The 17,512-nt window shown below is 72.7% G+C and carries 19 protein-coding genes, 4 tRNA genes and 1 pseudogene; 14 read left to right on the top strand and 10 right to left on the bottom strand.

Going from position 1 to position 17,512, the window contains the following annotated elements:
• The first annotated feature begins 2 nt into the window (after nt 1-2).
• A complete protein-coding gene (locus ACFKCF_RS31930; RefSeq protein WP_394498968.1) occupies nt 3-398 on the top strand; it encodes a DUF742 domain-containing protein in 396 nt (131 codons plus the stop codon).
• A 263-nt stretch (nt 399-661) separates the two neighbouring features.
• Here the strand turns inward: ACFKCF_RS31930 and ACFKCF_RS31925 are convergent, their stop codons facing one another.
• On the bottom strand, nt 662-1,027 hold the full coding sequence (locus ACFKCF_RS31925; RefSeq protein WP_394498967.1) for a YybH family protein: 366 nt from the start codon (nt 1,025-1,027) through the stop codon (nt 662-664).
• 70 nt (nt 1,028-1,097) lie between these two features.
• Between ACFKCF_RS31925 and ACFKCF_RS31920 the strand changes: the two genes are divergently transcribed.
• The gene (locus ACFKCF_RS31920) at nt 1,098-1,982 is read left to right on the top strand and encodes a LysR family transcriptional regulator (protein ID WP_394498966.1); all 885 of its coding nucleotides are present in this window, start codon (nt 1,098-1,100) and stop codon (nt 1,980-1,982) included.
• Here ACFKCF_RS31920 and ACFKCF_RS31915 read toward each other — a convergent pair.
• Nucleotides 1,979-3,049, bottom strand: a complete 1,071-nt coding sequence (locus ACFKCF_RS31915; RefSeq protein WP_394498965.1) for an FAD-dependent oxidoreductase — start codon at nt 3,047-3,049, stop codon at nt 1,979-1,981. The two genes, ACFKCF_RS31920 and ACFKCF_RS31915, sit on opposite strands and share 4 nt — an antisense overlap.
• 85 nt (nt 3,050-3,134) lie before the next feature.
• On the opposite strand from ACFKCF_RS31915, the gene ACFKCF_RS31910 reads away from it, so the two are divergent.
• Nucleotides 3,135-3,821, top strand: coding sequence for a TetR/AcrR family transcriptional regulator (locus ACFKCF_RS31910; RefSeq protein WP_394498964.1), 687 nt, complete (start codon nt 3,135-3,137; stop codon nt 3,819-3,821).
• Here ACFKCF_RS31910 and ACFKCF_RS31905 read toward each other — a convergent pair.
• Nucleotides 3,805-4,557: a MerR family transcriptional regulator gene (locus tag ACFKCF_RS31905; protein WP_394498963.1), complete on the bottom strand. Its 753-nt coding sequence runs from the start codon at nt 4,555-4,557 to the stop codon at nt 3,805-3,807. The two genes, ACFKCF_RS31910 and ACFKCF_RS31905, sit on opposite strands and share 17 nt — an antisense overlap.
• 224 nt (nt 4,558-4,781) lie before the next feature.
• Here ACFKCF_RS31905 and ACFKCF_RS31900 point away from each other — a divergent pair.
• The 5 genes from ACFKCF_RS31900 to ACFKCF_RS31880 all read left to right on the top strand — a co-directional run bounded on the left by ACFKCF_RS31900 (nt 4,782) and on the right by ACFKCF_RS31880 (nt 6,207).
• A tRNA-Ala gene (locus tag ACFKCF_RS31900) sits at nt 4,782-4,852 on the top strand.
• Nucleotides 4,853-4,865: 13 nt separating this feature from the next.
• Nucleotides 4,866-4,938, top strand: a tRNA-Leu gene (locus ACFKCF_RS31895).
• A 12-nt stretch (nt 4,939-4,950) separates the two neighbouring features.
• Nucleotides 4,951-5,023 (top strand) — tRNA-Glu (locus ACFKCF_RS31890).
• A 38-nt stretch (nt 5,024-5,061) separates the two neighbouring features.
• Nucleotides 5,062-5,143: transfer RNA gene (locus ACFKCF_RS31885), tRNA-Tyr, on the top strand.
• Nucleotides 5,144-5,385: 242 nt separating this feature from the next.
• Nucleotides 5,386-6,207: a nitroreductase/quinone reductase family protein gene (locus tag ACFKCF_RS31880; RefSeq protein WP_394498962.1), complete on the top strand. Its 822-nt coding sequence runs from the start codon at nt 5,386-5,388 to the stop codon at nt 6,205-6,207.
• A gap of 13 nt (nt 6,208-6,220) precedes the next feature.
• Here ACFKCF_RS31880 and ACFKCF_RS31875 read toward each other — a convergent pair whose 3' ends face one another.
• Nucleotides 6,221-6,925 (bottom strand): DNA polymerase beta superfamily protein, encoded by a 705-nt coding sequence (locus tag ACFKCF_RS31875; protein ID WP_394498961.1) that lies wholly within the window; start codon nt 6,923-6,925, stop codon nt 6,221-6,223.
• 108 nt (nt 6,926-7,033) lie between these two features.
• Here ACFKCF_RS31875 and ACFKCF_RS31870 point away from each other — a divergent pair, with 108 nt between their 5' ends.
• Nucleotides 7,034-7,483, top strand: coding sequence for a MarR family winged helix-turn-helix transcriptional regulator (locus ACFKCF_RS31870; protein ID WP_394498960.1), 450 nt, complete (start codon nt 7,034-7,036; stop codon nt 7,481-7,483).
• Between the two features lie 39 nt (nt 7,484-7,522).
• On the opposite strand, the gene ACFKCF_RS31865 is transcribed toward ACFKCF_RS31870, so the two are convergent.
• Both ACFKCF_RS31865 and ACFKCF_RS31860 read right to left on the bottom strand, forming a co-directional pair.
• Nucleotides 7,523-8,176: a response regulator gene (locus tag ACFKCF_RS31865; RefSeq protein ID WP_394498959.1), complete on the bottom strand. Its 654-nt coding sequence runs from the start codon at nt 8,174-8,176 to the stop codon at nt 7,523-7,525.
• Nucleotides 8,164-9,288, bottom strand: coding sequence for a sensor histidine kinase (locus ACFKCF_RS31860; protein ID WP_394498958.1), 1,125 nt, complete (start codon nt 9,286-9,288; stop codon nt 8,164-8,166). Before ACFKCF_RS31860 ends, ACFKCF_RS31865 begins: the two co-directional genes overlap by 13 nt.
• 131 nt (nt 9,289-9,419) lie before the next feature.
• On the opposite strand from ACFKCF_RS31860, the gene ACFKCF_RS31855 reads away from it, so the two are divergent.
• Both ACFKCF_RS31855 and ACFKCF_RS31850 read left to right on the top strand, forming a co-directional pair.
• On the top strand, nt 9,420-9,797 hold the full coding sequence (locus ACFKCF_RS31855; RefSeq protein ID WP_394498957.1) for a DUF6069 family protein: 378 nt from the start codon (nt 9,420-9,422) through the stop codon (nt 9,795-9,797).
• Nucleotides 9,794-10,549, top strand: a pseudogene (locus ACFKCF_RS31850) (alpha/beta hydrolase); the annotation flags it as partial. The gene ACFKCF_RS31855 and the pseudogene ACFKCF_RS31850, both read left to right, overlap by 4 nt.
• Nucleotides 10,550-10,861: 312 nt before the next feature.
• Here ACFKCF_RS31850 and ACFKCF_RS31845 read toward each other — a convergent pair.
• Nucleotides 10,862-11,608 (bottom strand): NADPH-dependent F420 reductase, encoded by a 747-nt coding sequence (locus ACFKCF_RS31845; RefSeq protein ID WP_394498956.1) that lies wholly within the window; start codon nt 11,606-11,608, stop codon nt 10,862-10,864.
• 122 nt (nt 11,609-11,730) lie between these two features.
• Between ACFKCF_RS31845 and ACFKCF_RS31840 the strand changes: the two genes are divergently transcribed.
• Nucleotides 11,731-12,633, top strand: coding sequence for a helix-turn-helix domain-containing protein (locus ACFKCF_RS31840; RefSeq protein WP_394498955.1), 903 nt, complete (start codon nt 11,731-11,733; stop codon nt 12,631-12,633).
• Between the two features lie 38 nt (nt 12,634-12,671).
• On the opposite strand, the gene ACFKCF_RS31835 is transcribed toward ACFKCF_RS31840, so the two are convergent.
• The 3 genes from ACFKCF_RS31835 to ACFKCF_RS31825 all read right to left on the bottom strand — a co-directional run bounded on the left by ACFKCF_RS31835 (nt 12,672) and on the right by ACFKCF_RS31825 (nt 15,513).
• Nucleotides 12,672-13,595: an RNA polymerase sigma-70 factor gene (locus ACFKCF_RS31835; protein ID WP_394498954.1), complete on the bottom strand. Its 924-nt coding sequence runs from the start codon at nt 13,593-13,595 to the stop codon at nt 12,672-12,674.
• The gene (locus ACFKCF_RS31830; protein WP_394498953.1) at nt 13,592-14,524 is read right to left on the bottom strand and encodes an NAD-dependent epimerase/dehydratase family protein; all 933 of its coding nucleotides are present in this window, start codon (nt 14,522-14,524) and stop codon (nt 13,592-13,594) included. Before ACFKCF_RS31830 ends, ACFKCF_RS31835 begins: the two co-directional genes overlap by 4 nt.
• An 80-nt stretch (nt 14,525-14,604) precedes the next feature.
• Nucleotides 14,605-15,513, bottom strand: a complete 909-nt coding sequence (locus ACFKCF_RS31825) for an RNA polymerase sigma-70 factor (RefSeq protein ID WP_394498952.1) — start codon at nt 15,511-15,513, stop codon at nt 14,605-14,607.
• 161 nt (nt 15,514-15,674) lie between these two features.
• On the opposite strand from ACFKCF_RS31825, the gene ACFKCF_RS31820 reads away from it, so the two are divergent.
• Together ACFKCF_RS31820 and ACFKCF_RS31815 are read left to right on the top strand one after the other, a co-directional pair.
• Nucleotides 15,675-17,015: an FAD-binding oxidoreductase gene (locus ACFKCF_RS31820; RefSeq protein WP_394498951.1), complete on the top strand. Its 1,341-nt coding sequence runs from the start codon at nt 15,675-15,677 to the stop codon at nt 17,013-17,015.
• A gap of 188 nt (nt 17,016-17,203) precedes the next feature.
• On the top strand, nt 17,204-17,413 hold the full coding sequence (locus tag ACFKCF_RS31815) for a hypothetical protein (protein WP_394498950.1): 210 nt from the start codon (nt 17,204-17,206) through the stop codon (nt 17,411-17,413).
• Nucleotides 17,414-17,512: the final 99 nt, after the last annotated feature.

Here is a 17,512-nt window from a genome sequence, read left to right as displayed (position 1 = left end):
GCATGACCGACCCGCCCTGGGGCGGCGGCTGGCGGCCGCCGCCCGACCCCGACGAACAGGACCAGGATTCGCCGGTGCGGCCTTACGCCGTCACCGGCGGGCGCACCGCGCCGCGCATCAAGCTGGCGATGGAGGCCCTGGTCTGCTCCGCCGACACGCCGCCGCACACCTTCGCCCTGATCACGCCCGAGTACGCCGCCATCAGCGAGCTGTGCCGGCAGGTCCGCTCGGTGGCCGAGGTGGCGGCGGTGCTGCGGATCCCGCTCGGGGTCGCCCGCGTCCTGATCGCCGACATGGCGGCCGAGGGCCTGCTGCACCTTTACCACCCGCGCCTGCCCGGCGGGCGACCGGAGGCCGGCCTGCTGGAACGGGTGCTCAGCGGGCTGCAGCGGCTCTGAGCCCGGCGTCCGCGAGCTGACCAGCCTGTCAATTATCCGGGTATATATTCGAATATTGGGTGACGAGGCGTCTTGAGAGCCACCCCGCGAGCCGGGGTGGTCCGGCCGGCGGTGACGTCTGCCCCGCCTGGCAGCGGGGTCCGCGCCAAAGGCGTCCCGCCGGCCGCCTCCGCCGAGGAAGCGCTCCCTGAGCTCGCAGAGCCACAGCAGGGGCGGACGATCACCCCTCATGACCGGCCTCGGCCCTGGCAGGCGACCGGTTCTCAGCGGGCGGGTGGGACGAATTCGGGCTGGTCGATCACGCGCAGCCAGCTCCCGTCCGGCTGGCGGCGTACGACCTGCGCCCGCGCCCCGGCCCCGTCCCTCGGCGGGGTGGAGGTGAGCGCGATGTCGCCGTGGATCAGCGTCGGCAGCGGCTGCTCGGGCTCGAAGTGCGGCCGCCCGGCCAGCACCTTCTCCCACAGCTCGCGGATCGCCTCCCGGCCCACGGTCTGGCTGCCGGGCGGGTAGGCCAGCACCGCGTCCTCCTCGTACAGCGCCGCCACCCCGGCCGCGTCACCGGCGTTGGAGCGCTCGACGAACAGGCGGGTGATGTCCTCGGGCCGCATGGCCTTCTCATGTTCCGTCATGGCTCCAGCCTGCCCGCTCCCTTTCCAGAAGTCCAACAGATGGTTCTGATGGAAGCTAGAATCTACGGTTATGGAACTGAGGCAGCTGGAGTATTTCGTCGCGGTCGCCGAGGAGCAGAACTTCACCCGCGCCGCCGAACGGGTGCACATCAGCCAGTCCGGTGTCAGCGCCCAGATCCGCCAGCTCGAGCGCGAGCTCGGCGCCGAGCTGTTCGACCGCTCGGGCCGCACCGCCACGCTGACCGTCGCGGGCCGGGCGGCGCTCGATCACGCCCGGGCCGCGCTCGCGGCGGCGGGGGCGGTCAGCGAGGCGGTGGGCGAGGTGACCGACCTGATCCGGGGGCGGCTCACGGTCGGGATGGTGATCGCCTGCACGGTCACGCCGCTGTTCGACGCGCTGGCCGCCTTCCACCGGGCGCATCCCGGCGTGGAGCTCTCCCTGCTGGAGGACAACTCGGACCGGCTCATCGACGGGGTCCGCGCCGGCACGATCGACCTGGCCCTCGTGGGCACGGCCACCGACGCCCTCGACGGGCTGGAGGCGCTCACGATCATCAGCGAGCGCCTCGTCGTGGCGGTCCCGCCCGGCCATCCCCTGGCCGAGCTCCCCCAGGTCGGGCTGCGCGACCTGGAGGCGTACCCGATCGCGTGCATGCCGCCCGGCACGGGGCTGCGCGCCGTGTTCGACCAGGCCTGCGCCGCGCGGGGCCGCAGTCCCGTGATCGCCCTGCAGGCCAGCGCCGCCGACGCCATCGCCGACCTCGCCGCGCGCGGCGTCGCCGTGGGCGTCCTCAGCGACTCCATGGCCGCCCGCCACCCCGACCGGCTCGTCGCCCGCACCATCGCCGACGTCGAGGCGCCCGCCCTGCTGGCACTGGTCTGGCGCACCGGCCACGGCCCGGCCGTGCGGGAGCTCCTGGCCCGCGGCCGGCAGGCCTTCGCGGTCAGTGCCTAGAACTCGCTGAAGAGCCGCAGGGCGCCCTTGACGCCTTCCGGGGAGAAGAGGGCGTCGAGGCCGTCGGCGGCGAAGCGGGCCAGTCGCGCCGCACGGGGGAACATGACGCTCTCGTAGGCGCGGACCGCCGCGTCCACGTCGGGCTCGGCGGCCAGGGCGTCGGCCAGCTCGGCGCCGTCGAGCATGGCGAGGTTGGCGCCCACGCCCAGGGGCGGCATCAGGTGGGCGGCGTCGCCCACCAGCGTGCGGCCCGGGGTGTGGGGCCAGGAGTGGCCGACGGGCAGCGTGAACAGCGGGCGGCTCTCGAACGGCTCGTCGGCCTCCAGCAGGAGCGCGCGCACGCTCTCCGCCCAGCCGTCGAACATCGACAGCACCTCCGGGACGGGCCGGTCCTGAGGACCGCGGAAGGCGGCGTAGACGCGGATGCGGCCGTTGCTGTTGCGCTGGGCGAGCACGGCCTTGTTCGGGCCGTAGGCCGACATGCTGCCGTCGCCGACCAGGCGCGCCAGCTCGGGGTGGCGGGCCTCCTCGAAGCCGGACTCGGCGAAGCTGACGCCGGTGTAGGCGGGCGTCACCTCCGACAGGCTGGGACGCACCCGCGACCAGGCGCCGTCCGCGCCCACGACCAGGTCGAACTCCTCGCTGGAGCCGTCGCGGAAGAGCACTCTGCGCCCGGCGGCCCCTTCCACGCCGTGGCCCCAGCGGACGGTGCCGCCCGCGAGCGAGTCGATGAGCAGGCCGCGCAGCTGCCCCCGGTCGATCTCGGGCATGCTCTCGTCGCCGTCGGCGGGCTGCTCGTGGTGGAGCAGGGTCCCGTCCTCGTCGAGGATCCGCTTTTCCTGGCCTTCCGGCCGGGCCAGCGCGCGGAACTCGTCGAGCAGCCCGGCCTTGGCCAGCGCGGTCTGCCCGGACCCCACGTGCATGTCGAGGGTGCCGCCTTGGGAGCGGGAATCGGGCGACGGCTCGCGTTCGAAGACCGTGACGGGCAGGCCGTGAACCTGCAGGACGCGGGCGAGAGTGAGGCCGCCGAGCCCGGCTCCGACGACGGCGATGCGGGGAGAGGTCACGAGACGATCCCTTCGATACAGTGTATTGGTCAATACACTGTATCAGGACAGACGGTGTATTCTCATTCCCCAAGGAGGTGAGCCCATGCTCGTCTGGGAGCGGCCCGAGCCGCCGAGCAGGCCCACGCCGAGCCCGCTGAGCAGGGAGCGGATCGTGCGCGCGGCCATCGACCTCGCCGACCGCGAGGGGCTCGACGCGGTGTCGCTGCGCAAGGTCGCCGCCGCGCTCGACGCGGGCCCGATGCGCCTGTACGGCTATCTGTCCACCAAGGAAGAGCTGCTGGACCTCATGGTGGACGAGGTCTACGGCGAGATCGTCCCGTCGGAGCCGGCCGGCGACGACTGGCGGTCGGCGCTGCGGGATCTCGCCCGGCGCACCAGGCAGGCGGCGCTGCGCCACGAGTGGTTCGCCGACCTGCTGGGCGGGCGGCCGCACCTGGGGCCCAACGCGCTGGCCTACCTCGAGACCTCCCTGGGCGCCCTGGGCGACGTGCCGGTCACCACGGTGCTGCGGGTCGTCGGCATCGTCAACGCGTACGTGATGGGCGCGGTCCGCCTCGAGATCACCGAGTTGCGGGCCGAGCGTGCCTCCGGCATGGACGAGCGCGAGTGGCAGAGCACCGTCGGGCCGTACCTCACCCGCATGCTGGCCACCGGCCGCTACCCGGCGGTGGCCAGGTCCATCGCGGACGGCGACGTCCAGCCCGACTTCGATGAGGGTCTCGACTGGGTGCTCGACGGGCTCGCCCCGCGCGTCACCGGCGCGCCATGATCCGCATCGCCTGCCGTACGACCTCGGCCTGCGCGGGAGCGAGCCCGTCGAGGAACGGCTCCACCACCGCCGGGTCCCAGTCGGGCGGGCCGGAGCCGGCCAGCAGGTGCACCACGCTGTAGTCGGCCAGCGACTCCGCCAGCGGCCCCACCCGCGGATCGGCCGGCGAGGCGTCGGCCAGCTCGTCGAGCCTGCGATAGAAGTCTTGGCCGCGCGCCACCATCTCGGGGTCGGCGGCCAGCGCGTCGAACATCGCGAACGCCTGCTTGCGATCGTCGCTCGTCGCCATGCTGTCCATCAGCACCAGCAGATCGCGGTCCCAGGCCGCCGCCTTCGACGCCGGGAGCTCCACCGTGCGCAGGAACGCCAGCAGATCGGGCGATGAGGTGTCGTCGGGGCCCAGCGACCCGGTCTCGGCCTGCTTGAGCACCTCGGCCAGCCGCCGGCGGCGCAGCTGGATCTCGTGCTCCTGCCGGGCCAGGTCCGCGTCGATCTCGGCGAGGATCTCCGACAGCTCGCGGGAGCGGTCGTCCGCGATGACGTCCCGGGCCTCCTCCAGGCTCAGCCCGAGCTCCACCAGGCGCCGCACGCGGGCCAGGGCGATGGCGTCGCGCATGCCGTACTCACGATAGCCGTTGGCCAGGCGCGCCGGCTCCGGCAGGATGCCTTGCTGGTGGTAGTAGCGCACGGTCCGGGTGGACACCCCGAGCAGCGCGGCAAGCTCTCCGATCCGCATGCCTCACCATAAATCAATGGCATTCGCCGAGGCACACCGGCTACTGTCGGGTTCGTCGGAAGAACGAAAGGAAAGGCCTCCCATGCGATTCGCAGCCGAACGCCGCTATCGCCGGGGCGCGGCGTGCGGCGGCACGCTCGTGCTCGCCGGGCGGGTTTCTGGATAATCCCTTTCAAGGATCCTCCAGAGGCCGCCGGGAAAGCATCCGGGCGGCCTTTCTCTTTGGGCTGATGGTGAAAAGGCATCACACCTGCCCTGCAAGCAGGAGTTCAGGTTTCGAGATCCTGTCGGTCCACGTAAGCGCTGGCACGTCCGTAGCCCAATGGCAGAGGCACCGGTCTAAGGAACCGGACGGTGCGGGTTCGAATCCCGCCGGACGTACGAAAGTAAAAGGCCCCGTTGGTCCAGCGGTCAGGACGCCCGGCTTTCACCCGGGAAATCGCCGGTTCGAGTCCGGTACGGGGTACGGCCTGCCATTTCTCGGCCCGATAAACGGTCGACCAGGCGCGAGCCGGGCACATTGGGGAGCCCATCCGGCGGTAAACCGGACGCTTCGGCTGTGGCGGTTCGACTCCGTCCTCGCGCACTCCTGCCCGGGCGAGTTGACATCCGTCGCGGATCAACGTGTAATGGCCGTCGCGTCGCGTGACGCCGGCCGTGGGGACGGCGGCGGCATGGAGGCGCCGAAACCAAAAGGGGATGAGGCCGATGACTTCTCACATCGCTGGGCGTGCCTGAACGCAGCTGACCCGCGCACGCCGTTTCGACGTGCCATGACGGGTTTCCAGGTCATCCAAGAGCCAACCCCGCTTTGGAGCGAAAACACGTATGCCCATTGACTTCAACCAGCAGATCATCGACGAGTTCCGGGCCAACCGCGGCCAGGTCGGCGGCATGTTCGAGGGAGCCAGGCTGCTCCTTCTGACGACCGTCGGAGCGCGCACGGGCGCGCGCCACACGACGCCGCTCGGCTATCTGCCCGACGGCGAGCGCAACCTGATCATCGCCTCGGCCGGGGGCGCGCCGCGGCACCCTGCCTGGTACCACAATCTGGTCGCCAACCCGCAGGTCGGCGTGGAGGACGGCGTCTTCACCTACCAGGCGAAGGCGGTCGTGCTGGAGGGCGAGGAACGCGACCGCATGTTCGCCCGCGCCGTGGAGGCCGACCCCGGCTGGGGCCGCTACCAGGAGAGCGCGGGTCGCGTCCTGCCCGTCGTCGCGCTCCTCCCGATCTTCGACGGGCCGCCGCAGGGCCGTCTGGGAGACGCGCTCAAGCTGGTGCACGACGCCTTCCGCAGGGAGCTGTCCCGCATCCGCACCGAGGTCACCCGCTCGGGGCCGCGCCTGGGCGCGCAGCTGCGCGTCAACTGCCTGACCATGTGCAGCAACCTGCACGAGCATCACACCCGCGAGGACGGCTCCGTCTTCCCCGCGATGGAGGCCCGCTATCCGGAGCTGGAGCCGGTGACGGCCCGGCTGCGCGCCGAGCACGAGACCGTCCAGCGGCTGCTGGAAGAGCTTCAGGCGCTGCTCCGTGACGACGCCCTCTCCCCCGGTACGTTGCTGGCGGAGGTCGACCGGCTCACCCGGGAGGTCGAGGCTCACCTCGACTACGAGGAGGAATACCTCGTGCCGCTGCTGAACGGCTGATCCCGCACTACGGCTACGAGGTCCGCGGGTCCCAGTGGGCGATGCGGACCTCGCGCAGCCATGCTTCGACCGTCGCGGCGTCGGGCTGGTCGGGCAGCGGCGTGCGCACGGTGTCGAACGCCTCCTCGGTGGCCGCCAGGAGGGCCTGGGCCTCCTCGAAGTTGCCGGCGGCGACCCGTTCCCCGAAGGCGCGGATGCCCTCGGGGTCGGCGAGCCGGATCGGCAGGTGGCCGGTCTCGTACAGCTCTCGCCCCTGGTGCAGGAGGCGGGCGAGGTGGCGGGCATGCTTGCTGGTCCGCTTGCGGGTGTCGGCCGAGAACGAGCCGTCGCCGCGCTGGTCGAGGCGTTTGAACTGCTGGGTGGCGTACCCGAGGTAGGCGTTGCGGACCCGCGGGCCGGACAGGAACGCGGTCCGGATGGCGATGAGCTGGTCACCGAGCGGGGTGCGGGTCTCGTACAGGTCGTCGGGCAGCCACACCAGCTCCATCACGGTCGGGTTGCCTCCCAGCGAGAGTGAGCACCACTTGCCCACCTCGTGGAGCGACCGGTCGGGGTTCGTCCGGACGATGCTCTCCTTGGGCCGGGACAGGCCGACCAGGTCCAGCGTGGCGGTGGCGAAGATGCCGAGCCGGTCGACGTCGGAGTCGGGCCCCGCCAGGCCGTAGGCGGTGGAGCCGACGATTCCGGCGAGCAGCACGTTGCTGGGGGTGTCGGTCACGGGATGCCCTTCAAGTCGCACGCTTCCGTTGAAGATAGGGCAAATGATCAAATTTCGTGGCCGTTCCTGAGTCAGCGCAGCTCAAACAAGATCCGGTATGTTCTCGGCGTGGACGACACCTCGCGCGACGACCTCGACGTGGACGCCTTCACCACGGCGATCGAGCACTTCAACCGCTTCTACATCCGGCTGCCCGTGCTGGAGAAGCTGCCGTTCACGACACTGTCGGTGCTGGACACCCTCGCGTTCAGTGAAGGGCCGATGCGGCTGACCGACCTGACCAGGACCGAGCAGGTCAGCCAGCCCGGCATCACCCAGCTCATCACCCGGCTGGAGCGCGACGGCCTGGTGGAGCGCCGCCCCGACCCGACCGACGGCCGCGCCGTGCTCGTCCACATCACCGAGGCCGGCCGCCGGATCGGCCGCTCCCGCCACGCCGACCGCACCCGCCACCTGATCCCGCTCGTCGCCCGGCTGACCCCCGAACAGCGCCGGGCGATCGCCGCCGCGCTCCCCGCCCTGACCCGCCTCGCGGAGCTCGGCCGCGAAAGCCCCTGATCATGGCCGATCATGGTGACACGTCCGGTGCCCTGATGCTCAGGCGAGGCCCGCGTCGTGGGCGAGGAGCGCGATCTGGGTGCGATTGTCCAGGCCGAGCTTGGTGAGGATGTTGGAGACGTGCGCCTTCACCGTCGTGATGCCCATGGCGAGCTCCGCGGCGATGTCCGCGTTCGTCCGGCCGCGCCCGATCGCGAGGGCGACCTCGTACTCGCGAGGGGTGAGGGCGGCCAGCGTGGCGCGGGCCCGCTCGTAGGCCCCGGCCTGGGCGACGGTGCGCTCCATCAGCCGCCGGGTGATGCGCGGGGAGAGGATCGGCTCCCCCGCCGCGACCCGGGTGACCGCCTCCACGATCTGCGGCGGCGGGGTGTCCTTGAGCAGGAACCCGCTGGCGCCGGCGCGCAGCGCGTGCAGGATGTTCTCGTCGGTGTCGAAGGTGGTCAGCACGATCACCTCCGGCGGACGGGCGCGGGCGCGGAGCCGGCGGGTGGCGGTGATGCCGTCCAGCCGCGGCATCCGCAGGTCCATCAGCACGACGTCGGGCGCGTGGGCGTCGGTCGCGGTGATGGCCTCCTGGCCGTCGGCCGCCTCGCCGACGACGGAGATGCCTGCGGCGCCGTCCAGCATCATGGCCAGCCCGGCGCGGACCAGGGCGTCGTCGTCGACCAGGAGCACGCGGATCACGCGGGCCATGGTAGCCAGGCCTGGAGCCGGAACTGCCCGCCGGTGCTCTGGTGGTCGAGTTGCCCGCCGGCCAGCCGTACCCGCTCGGTGAGCCCGACCAGGCCGACGCCGCTGCCGGGCGCGGTCGGCGCCGAGCCGGGCGGGGGCAGCGGGTTGCTGATGTCGATCAGCAGGCGCGTGCCGGGGCCGCCGCGCAGCAGCACCTCCACCGGCTGGCCGGGGGCGTGCTTGCGGGCGTTGGTCAGCCCCTCCTGGACGACGCGGTAGCCGGTCCGTCCGGCGGCGGGCGGGGCGGCGCCGTCGGTCTCGTCGCTGACCTGTACGGCCTGACCGGCCTGGCGTGCTTCGGCGGCCAACCGCGCCACGTCGGCCAGCGTGGGCTGGGGTTCGAGCTCGTCCAGGAGGTCGTCCTCCTCGCGCAGCAGGCCGATCACCTGGCGCAGCTCCTCCAGCGCCTGGTGCACCCCGGAGCGGACCACCCCGGCGGCCCGGGCGAGCTGGTCGGGCGAGGAGTCGGGCCGGTACTCCAGCGCCCCCGCGTGGGTGGCCACCAGCGACAGGCGGTGGGCCAGTACGTCGTGCATCTCCCGGGCGAGCCGCCGGCGCTCGGCCATGCGGGCCTCGGCGACCCGCCTGCCCTGCTCGGCTTCGGCGCGGCGGGCGCGTTCGTGCAGCGAGACGAGCAGGGCGCGGCGGGAGCGGGCCAGCGCGCCCCAGCCGAGCAGCGCCCCGTACGCGGCGCAGATCAGCAGCAGCCACCAGCCGAGGGAGATTCCGGAGTTCGGCCGCCACAGCCCCTGGAGCAGGTGGGCCGCCATGCCCGCCGCCGCCACCGCCGCCGCGACGGGGAAGCGCCTGCGCTGGGCCACCTGCAGCGCCCCGGCCGTCGCCGCCGGCGTGGCCACCGGGGAGGCCACGGCGAGCAGGGCGGCGGCGAGCGTTCCGGCGACCGGCCACCACAGCTGGGCGACCGCCGCGACCAGGCTCAACGCCGCGACCGCGATGTCCAGCCCCAGCAGCGGCCCGCCGCCCCGCCCCCACAGCGTCACGCCGGTCAGCACGCCCAGCCCGAGAATGATGCTCGCCACGGCCACGGGCCGCGAGGGTCGCCTCTCGCTCACCGGCCCAGGTTAGTGGCCGGTGCGAAGGAGCCATCACCTACTAAAGGAGGACCCGTACCCCACCGGGGACGGACAGAGCGCGACCGCCGGCCCGATGCGGCGACCCGCCCGGCCGGGCGAGGCTGAGCGGCGTGAACACCTCCCTCAGAAGACTGCTCCTCACCGCGATCGGCGCGCCCGCGGCCGCCCTGGCCGTGTGGGCCCTGGCGGTGCCGCTGGCCGGAACCGCGCTGACCGTGCGGACGGGCGGCGCCACCCAGACCGTCGGCCCGGTATCGGTCCTCGTGGCGAGCCTGGTGGCCGGGCTCGCGGGCTGGGCGCTGCTGGCCGTCCTGGAACGGCGGACGGCCCGGCCCGGCCGCAGCTGGACGATCATCGCCCTGGCCGTGCTCGTCCTGTCCCTTTCCGGCCCGCTCACCAGCGGCGTCGGCGCCGCCGCGACGCTGGTGCTGGTCCTGTTGCACCTGGTCGTCGGCGCCGTGCTCGTCGCGGGGCTGGCGCGGCGATGAACCTGCCCTACGGGTACGTGATCACCCTGGTCCTGGTCGCGACCTGCACCTTCTTCGCGCTGGCCGCGCCCGGTCGCACCCGGCTCCTGGCCATGCTGAGCTTCCGGCTCGGCCTGGTCGTCAACGAACTGCCCTTCGTGGCGTCGGCCTGGCTCCTGGCAGCCTCGGTGCTGGCCTTCGTCGAAGGCGACCTGACCTCGCCGATCATCGCGGGGGCGGCGGCCGTGACCATGGCGGGCCTGGTCCGGGTGGCCTGGCGCGGTCGCCAGGCGCTGCCCGTCGTGCGACGCGCCCTGGGGACGGTGCCCGTCTCGCGCCGCCTGCCGTACGGGCGCATCCTGCTCGGCCCCTTCCTGCGCCGCCGCCGTGCCGTGGAACGGATCCCCGACCTCCCCTACGGCACGGCCGGCAGGCGCAACCTGCTGGACCTCTACCGCCACCGCTCCCGGCCCACCGCGGCCCCGGTCCTGATCCACCTGCACGGCGGCGGCTACACCGGCGGCAGGAAGGACAGCCAGTCCCTGCCGCTCCTCTACCGCCTGGCCGGCCAGCGCTGGGTGTGCGTCAGCGCGAACTACCGGCTGCGCCCGCAGGCGACCTTCGAGGACCACCTGGCGGATGCCAGGAACGTGATCGCCTGGGTAGGAGAGCACGGCCGCTCCTACGGCGCCGATCCCGACCGGATCTTCCTCGCGGGCAGCTCGGCCTGCGCTCACCTGTCGGCCATGGCCGCCCTCACGTCCGACGATCCGGCGTCCATCGCGGGGGTGATCGGGCTGGGCGGCTACTACGACGCCTACTACGGCGGGGACCCGCGCACCTCGCCCCTCGCCCAGGTCCGGCCGGACGCGCCGCCGTTCTTCCTCATCCACGGGGACCACGACACCGTCGCCCCGGTCGAGGGCGCCCGGCTGCTGGCCGCACGCCTGCGCGAGCTCTCGGCCCAGCCGGTCTTCTACGCCGAGCTGCCCGGCGGGCAGCACGCCTTCGACCTGTTCCACTCGCTGCGCTTCGAGGCCGTCATCAACGGCATCGAGGCGTTCTGCGCGGTGAGCCTCAGGCGGTCAGCCGGCGCTCGGGAGCCTGGCCTCGCCCGCCGGCCGGCGGGACGCGGTCTCGACGAGCCTGCCGACCCGCGCCGCGGGGACGGCGATGCCGGGATTCCGGAGAGTCCAGCGGAGGAAGTCCGCCACGTTCATGGCGGGTAGTTCGCCGAGGTAGGGCTGGATGTAGACCGGTGTGTTCGGTTCGCTGCGCCAGCTGTCGGCGAGCGTGCCGATGTCCACCGCGTCGTAGCCGAGGACGTCCAGCAGCCGGGTGGCCGCCGCCTTGGCCTCCGTGTCGTCACCGGCGATGGGCAGGGCGCTGCGGTCGGGCGCGCCGGTGGGCCGGGCGAGGGTGCACAGCTGGTGCGGGGTGATGTTGTTGAAGGCCTTGACCACCCGGGAGCCGGCGAGGTGGCGCTGCATGAGGGCGCTGGAGGTCAGTTCGCCCGAATCGAGTTCGGCCAGGTGACCGTCCCGTTCGGGGTAGTAGTTCGACGTGTCCAGCACCGTCTTGCCGGCCAGGGCGTCGGCGGGGAGCTGTTCGCGGGCCTTCAGCGGGATGGCCGCCACCACCAGGTCCGCGGCGCGGGCCGCTTCCGCCGGTGTGGCCGCCCTGGCACGTCCGCCCAGCTCGGCGGCGAGCTCGGCGAGCGTCTCGGGCCCTCGCGAATTGCTGAGGACGACCTCGAGGCCGGCCGCGACGGCCAGGCGGGCGACGGAAGAGCCGATCATGCCGCTCCCGATGAGTCCGAGCGTTTGAGACACGATTCATCTCCAATGCGTTCAGGTGGGTGACTCGCCTGACAGCCTGGAGCCCCTGCGGCCACCCGGCCAGGTCCGTGTCTTGCGTACTCACGGCGTGATCACCCACGGCGTAGGGTTGTCGCGTGAACGACCGGACCGAGCTGAGCGAGTTCCTCAAGTCGCGCCGCGCCCGCCTGCGTCCGGAGGACGTCGGGCTGCGCGACCACGGCGGAGCGCGGCGGGTCGCGGGGCTGCGGCGCGAGGAGCTGGCCCGGCTCGCGGGGGTGAGCATCGCCCACTACACGCGCCTGGAGCAGGGCAAGGGCGACAGCGTCTCCGACGAGATCCTGGACGCCGTCGGCGCGGCGCTGCGCCTGGACGGCGACGAGCTGACCTACCTGCACCGGATCGCCCGGCCTCCCCTGTCGTGCGCGGCGGGCGCGGCCACAGTGCCTGCGAGCCTGCGTTACCTGCTGGAGTCGTTCGTGATGACGCCGGCGCTGGTGGTCGGGCGGCACACCCAGATCGTCGGCTGGAACCAGCTCGCGGTGGCGGTGTTCGGCGACTTCCCCGCGCTGCCGGCGGACCGCCGTACGCTCTCGCACCTGCTGTTCATCGAGCCCCACCTGCGCGAGCTGCACCGCACCGGCTGGGAGCGGGCGGCGCGCGAGCACGTGGCGCATCTGCGCGTCCTGCTCGGGCGGTATCGCGGGGACTCCGGCCTCGCCGCGCACATCGACCACATGCGGGAGCTGAGCGCGGACTTCGCGCGGATGTGGGCCGCGCACCCGGTCGCGCAGGTCCGGTCCCGGACGTACGTGCTGCACCACCCGGTCGTGGGCGAGCTGACCCTGCACGGCGAGCTCATCGCGCTGCCCGACGAGCCGGCGTGCTGCGGGCTGGACCTGTTCGCAGCCGAGCCGGGCTCGGCCTCCGAGCGGGCCCTGCGGAAGCTCGCGAGCCCGGACGCGGCCTCCGAGCAGGCACGGCGGAAGGTCGCGAGCCCGGGCGCGGCCGAGTCGGCGGTGGTGGCATCGGCCCAGTGAGCCGGCCGCCCCCTGACCGGGTCGGCCGGCTCTTGGGGTCAGTCCGCCGGCCGGCGGGCCCGGGTCGTCTCGCGGAGGATCGCCCAGGCGTCCGCCACCGGGCCCACGTGCTCGAGCTTGTCGGGGTTGAGCATCGTCCGGATGGCCTGGACCCGTCCGTCGAGGACGTCGAGCGTCCAGGTGTTGACGACCCTGCCGTCCCGGTCGCGGAAGATCGCGCCCGGCTGGCCGTTCACCTGGTGCGGCTCCACCACGCCACCGATCCGGGCGAACTGCGGGGCGAGCGTGGCGAACACCCGGACCACGTTCTCGGCGCCGAAGATGCCCGTACCCCACTGCGGGGCCTTGCCGCCGCTGTCGGCGACCAGGTGAACGTCGGCGGCGAGCAGTTCGCGCAGCCCGTCGAAGTCGCCCTCACGGAAGGCGTCGAAGAACCGTCCGGCGAGCTCCTCCCGCTCCTTGCGGTCGGCCGCGAACCGGGGCCGGCCCGCGTCCATGTGGCGGCGCGCCCGCGTCGCGAGTTGCCGGCACGCCGCCTCCGAACGTCCCACCGCCGACGCGATCTCGCCGAAGCCGAACCCGAACACCTCCCGCAGCACGAAGACCGCGCGCTCGAGCGGGCTGAGCCGCTCCAGCAGCAGCAGGGCCGCCGTCGACAGCGAGTCGGCCAGCTCCGCCGAGCGCTCCGGGTCCTGGTAGGGGTCGGCGAGCAGCGGCTCGGGGAACCACGGCCCGACGTACTCCTCGCGCCGGACGCGGGCCGAGCGCAGCACGTCGATGGAGATCCGGGTCACCACGGCAGCCAGGAAGGACTTGACCGAGACGGGCTCGGTCGGGGAGGTCTGATAGCGCAGCCAGGTCTCCTGGACCGCGTCCTCGGCCTCACTCACGCTGCCGAGGATCCGGTAGGCGATCGAGAACAGCAGCGGCCGCAGCTCCTCGAACTCTTCCGCGCGGGTCATGCCAGCTCCTCCTTGAAGCCCTGCCGCCACGACGGGTAGCGCGGCTCCCAGCCGAGCTCCCGCTTGGCCCTGGCGTTGGAGAAGCCGCGCCCTTCGGTCATCATCGTCACCGCCACGTCTCCGGCCAGCGGCCGGGCCAGCCAGACGGGGACCCGCATCGGCCGCTTGGCGCCCGCGCACTCGGCCAGGTAGGGCAGCCACTCGCCGGCCGGGGCCGGTTCGTCGTCGACGATGTTGAACACCCCCTTCGCCCGCTGCTCCACCGCCAGGACGGTGGCGCTCGCCGCGTCGTCCAGATGCACCCACGAGCAGTGGCCGGCGCCGCTCCCCACGACCGGGAACTGCCGCTTGCGTACGGGCTCGACCAGGTCGTCCGTGGCACCCGGCCCGTAGAACCAGCCGTACCGCAGGACCGCGCCGCCGGCCTTGACGACCGCGTCCTCGACGTGGCCGATCGCCTTCATCCCCGGCTCCGCCGCCGTCCCCGTCATCGGATCCACGGGGTCCCGCTCGGTCTTCACCCAGCCGCCCGCACGGATGCCGTTCCAGGCGCCGTAGCTCTGCGCGACGAAGTTGGTCACGCCGGTCGCCTCCGCGGCGGCCAGCAGGTGGTCCGTCCCCTCGGTACGCAGCCGATTGGTGCCGGCGAACCACCGGTCCATGTGCTTCATGTCGGGCTTGCCGGCGTGCGTCACGGAGATCGCGGTCATCTGGTGCATGATCGCGTCCGGCCGGGCCGCGGCCACCGCCTCGCCGACCGACACCGCGTCCAGCCCGTCCATCACCACCGCCTCGGCGCCCAGCTGCTCCAGCGATCCCACCTTGGCCGCGCTCGTCGTCGAAGCCGTCACCTGGTGCCCTCGAGCCACCAGCAGCGGCACCAGCCGCCGCCCCAGAACCCCGCTCCCACCAGCCACGAACACCCGCATGACCCTCACCTGCCCGATCAACAGAACCTGTCTTCGCACCCTGAGACGAGCCAGCCCGCCCGGATGTGACATCGCCGGACTCAGCGGTGCAGGGCGGTCTCCCGCTCCATGTGCGCCAGCTTCTCGGGATTGCGCACGGCGTAGAGCCCGGTGATGCGACCCTCTTCGATGCGCACCGCGATGACGGTGTCGATCTCGCCGTCGAGCCGGAGGACCAGCGCCGGGTAACCGTTGACGTGCGCTGCCTGCAGCGACGCCACGGGGCTGATCCTGCTCAGCACGGGGGCCACCCTGTCGGCCCCCAGGACGGGCGCCAGCGCGGCCTGCTTGATCCCGCCGCCGTCGGTCAGGAGGACGACGTCCGGCGCGAGGATGTCGAGCAGGCGTTGCAGGTCGCCGGTTTCGACCGCCCGCTGGAACGCCTCGAACGCGTCTCGGGTCTCGGCCGGGGAAACGACCTCGCGCGGCCGGCGTGCGGCGACGTGCGCCCGTGCCCGGTGGGCGATCTGGCGTACGGCGGCGGGGCTCTTGTCGACGGCTTGGGCGATCTCGTCGTAGTCCAGGTCGAACACCTCGCGCAGCACGAACACCGCCCGCTCGGTCGGCGCCAGCGTCTCCAGCACCAGCAGCATCGCCATCGAGACGCTGTCGGCCAGCTCGACGTCCTCGGCCACGTCGGGCGCCGTCAGCAGCGGCTCGGGCAACCACGGCCCGACGTAGGACTCCTTGCGCCGGCCCAGCGTACGCAGCCGGCTCAGCGCCTGCCGGGTGGCGATCCGGACCAGGTACGCGCGCTGATCCCGCACGCCGTCAAGGTCGACGCCCGCCCACCGCAGCCAGGTCTCCTGCAGGACGTCCTCGGCGTCGGCGGCCGAACCGAGCATCTCGTAGGCGACGGTGAACAGCAGGTTGCGGTGGGTGAGGAACGCCGCGGTGGCGGCGTCCGGGCTCATGTCCCCGCCGCGATCTTCGGGTGCGGTGTGCGGCATGGGTGGCTCCTGTTCGCTCTGAACTGTGTCACTCACCAGACGCCGGACCCCGCCGTTTTGTGACGCCGTGGTGCTTGTGACACACCTCACGTGCTCCGGGCTGTCACAAGGATCGCCTCGCCGGCATCTCGTGTTCGCCCAGTCCATGTGAAAGGAACATCATGAGCTCAGCACTTGAAACCCTGCGGCGCCACTTCGGCGGCGACATCATCGAACCGGGCGCGGCGGAGTACGGATCGGCCAGCCGCTCGGTGTTGACGTCGGGCAGCCCAGCCTATGTTCTGCGGCCCGAGGACGTCGCGGACGTGCGAGCGGGTGTCAGGTTCGCCGCCGGCACCGGACTCCTGCTGTCCGTACGCGGCGGCGGCCACGCCTTCGCGGGCTTCGGCACCAACGACGGCGGCATCGTGATCGATCTCGGCCGCCTCGCGCAGGTGGAGGTCATCGACAAGGAACGTCACCTCGTACGGATCGGCGGCGGCGCCACCTGGGGCCAGGTCGCCACCGCCCTGGCCCCGCACGGCCTGGCGATCTCCTCGGGCGACACCAGGAGCGTCGGCGTCGGCGGGCTGACCCTGTCCGGCGGCATCGGCTGGAAGGTCAGGAAGTACGGCCTGGCCCTGGACAGCATGGTCGCCGCAGAGCTGGTCACCGCGGGCGGAGAGGTCGTGCGCGCGAGCGCGGAGGAGAACCCGCAGCTGTTCTGGGCGATCCGCGGTGGCGGCGGCAACTTCGGGATCGTGACCGCCTTCGAGTTCGCGGCGCACCCGACGACGGACGTCTTCCACGGCAAGATCGTCTTTCCGGCGTCGGAGGCGGCCGGCGTGCTCCAGGGCTGGGCGGACCACCTCCGCACCGCCCCCGAAGAGCTCACCTCCATCGCGAACTTCGCCAACCCCTTCGCCGGCGGTCCCGAAGCGCCGGTCGAGATCCTCGTCGCCTTCGACGGCGCCGACCCGGAGCTCGCCGCGCGGGCCATCGACCCGATCCGCCGGCTCGGCACCGTGATCGACGACGACGTCGCGCTGAAGCCCTACGCGGACACGCTCGTGGACGGCGCGACCCCGCCGCCCGGCATCCGGCTCGTCACCCGGAGCGCCTTCGTCGGCACGGAGTCGGTGCCCGAGGTCCTTCGGATCCTCACCGAGGTCGGGGCATCGACGGGGTCGCCGTTCATCGCGGTTCGCAGCGTCGGCGGTGCGGTGTCCCGCGTGCCCGACGACGCCACCGCCTACGCGCATCGTCGGGCGGAGTTGATGTTCGTGACGACCACCCTGGGTCCGGAGCCGGTCGTCGAGGCCGCGCGTCCTGCTCTGGAGGCGATCTGGGCGCGGCTCGCACCTCACGTCAGCGGCGCGTACGCGAACTTCCTCGCCTCCGCCACCGAGGAGGACGTCGCCGCCGTCTATCCGGCGGGGACCTACGAGCGGCTCGCGGCGGTCAAGCGCCAGTACGACCCCGGCAATCTGTTCGCCCACAACCACAACGTCCGGCCCGAGTAGGCCGGGCATCCTGCACCGTGCCTGCGCCCCACCCCCGGAGTGTGCGTGCACCTCGGCCGGGTGGGGCCCGCGTCGGTCGGGCACCCCGACTCACCTGCGCACGGGCGGCCTCACCAGGGCAGCGGGCCGTTCTCGCTGAAGAACCGGTCGTCGGCGATCATCGACGCACACCTGGGCGGAGCGGACGCGTGAACAGCACGACCCGGCGGCGCCTGTCGCTGATCGTCAGCGCCGCGGGCGCGATGCTGGTCGCCCTGGACGGCACGGTGCTCATGGTGGCGCAGCCCAGCGTCCAGCGCGGCCTGGGCGCCAGCGTGGCGCAGACGCAGTGGACCAGCACCGGCTACCTGCTCGCCGTGGCCGCGTTGGCCTCGGCATCGGCGTCGCCGCCGGCCTGATGCAGGCCGACGGGTTCCCCGCACTGCTGCGAACGGCGTCCGAGTCCGTCCAGGCCGCACAACCGGCGCTCCTGGGACTGTCCGCGCTCGCCGCACTCG

Source organism: Nonomuraea sp. JJY05 (genome assembly GCF_043496855.1).
Classification (GTDB): Bacteria; Actinomycetota; Actinomycetes; order Streptosporangiales; family Streptosporangiaceae; genus Nonomuraea.
The sequence above is the reverse complement of the archived record's forward strand: the minus strand, read 5'-3'. Positions and strand labels throughout refer to the sequence as shown.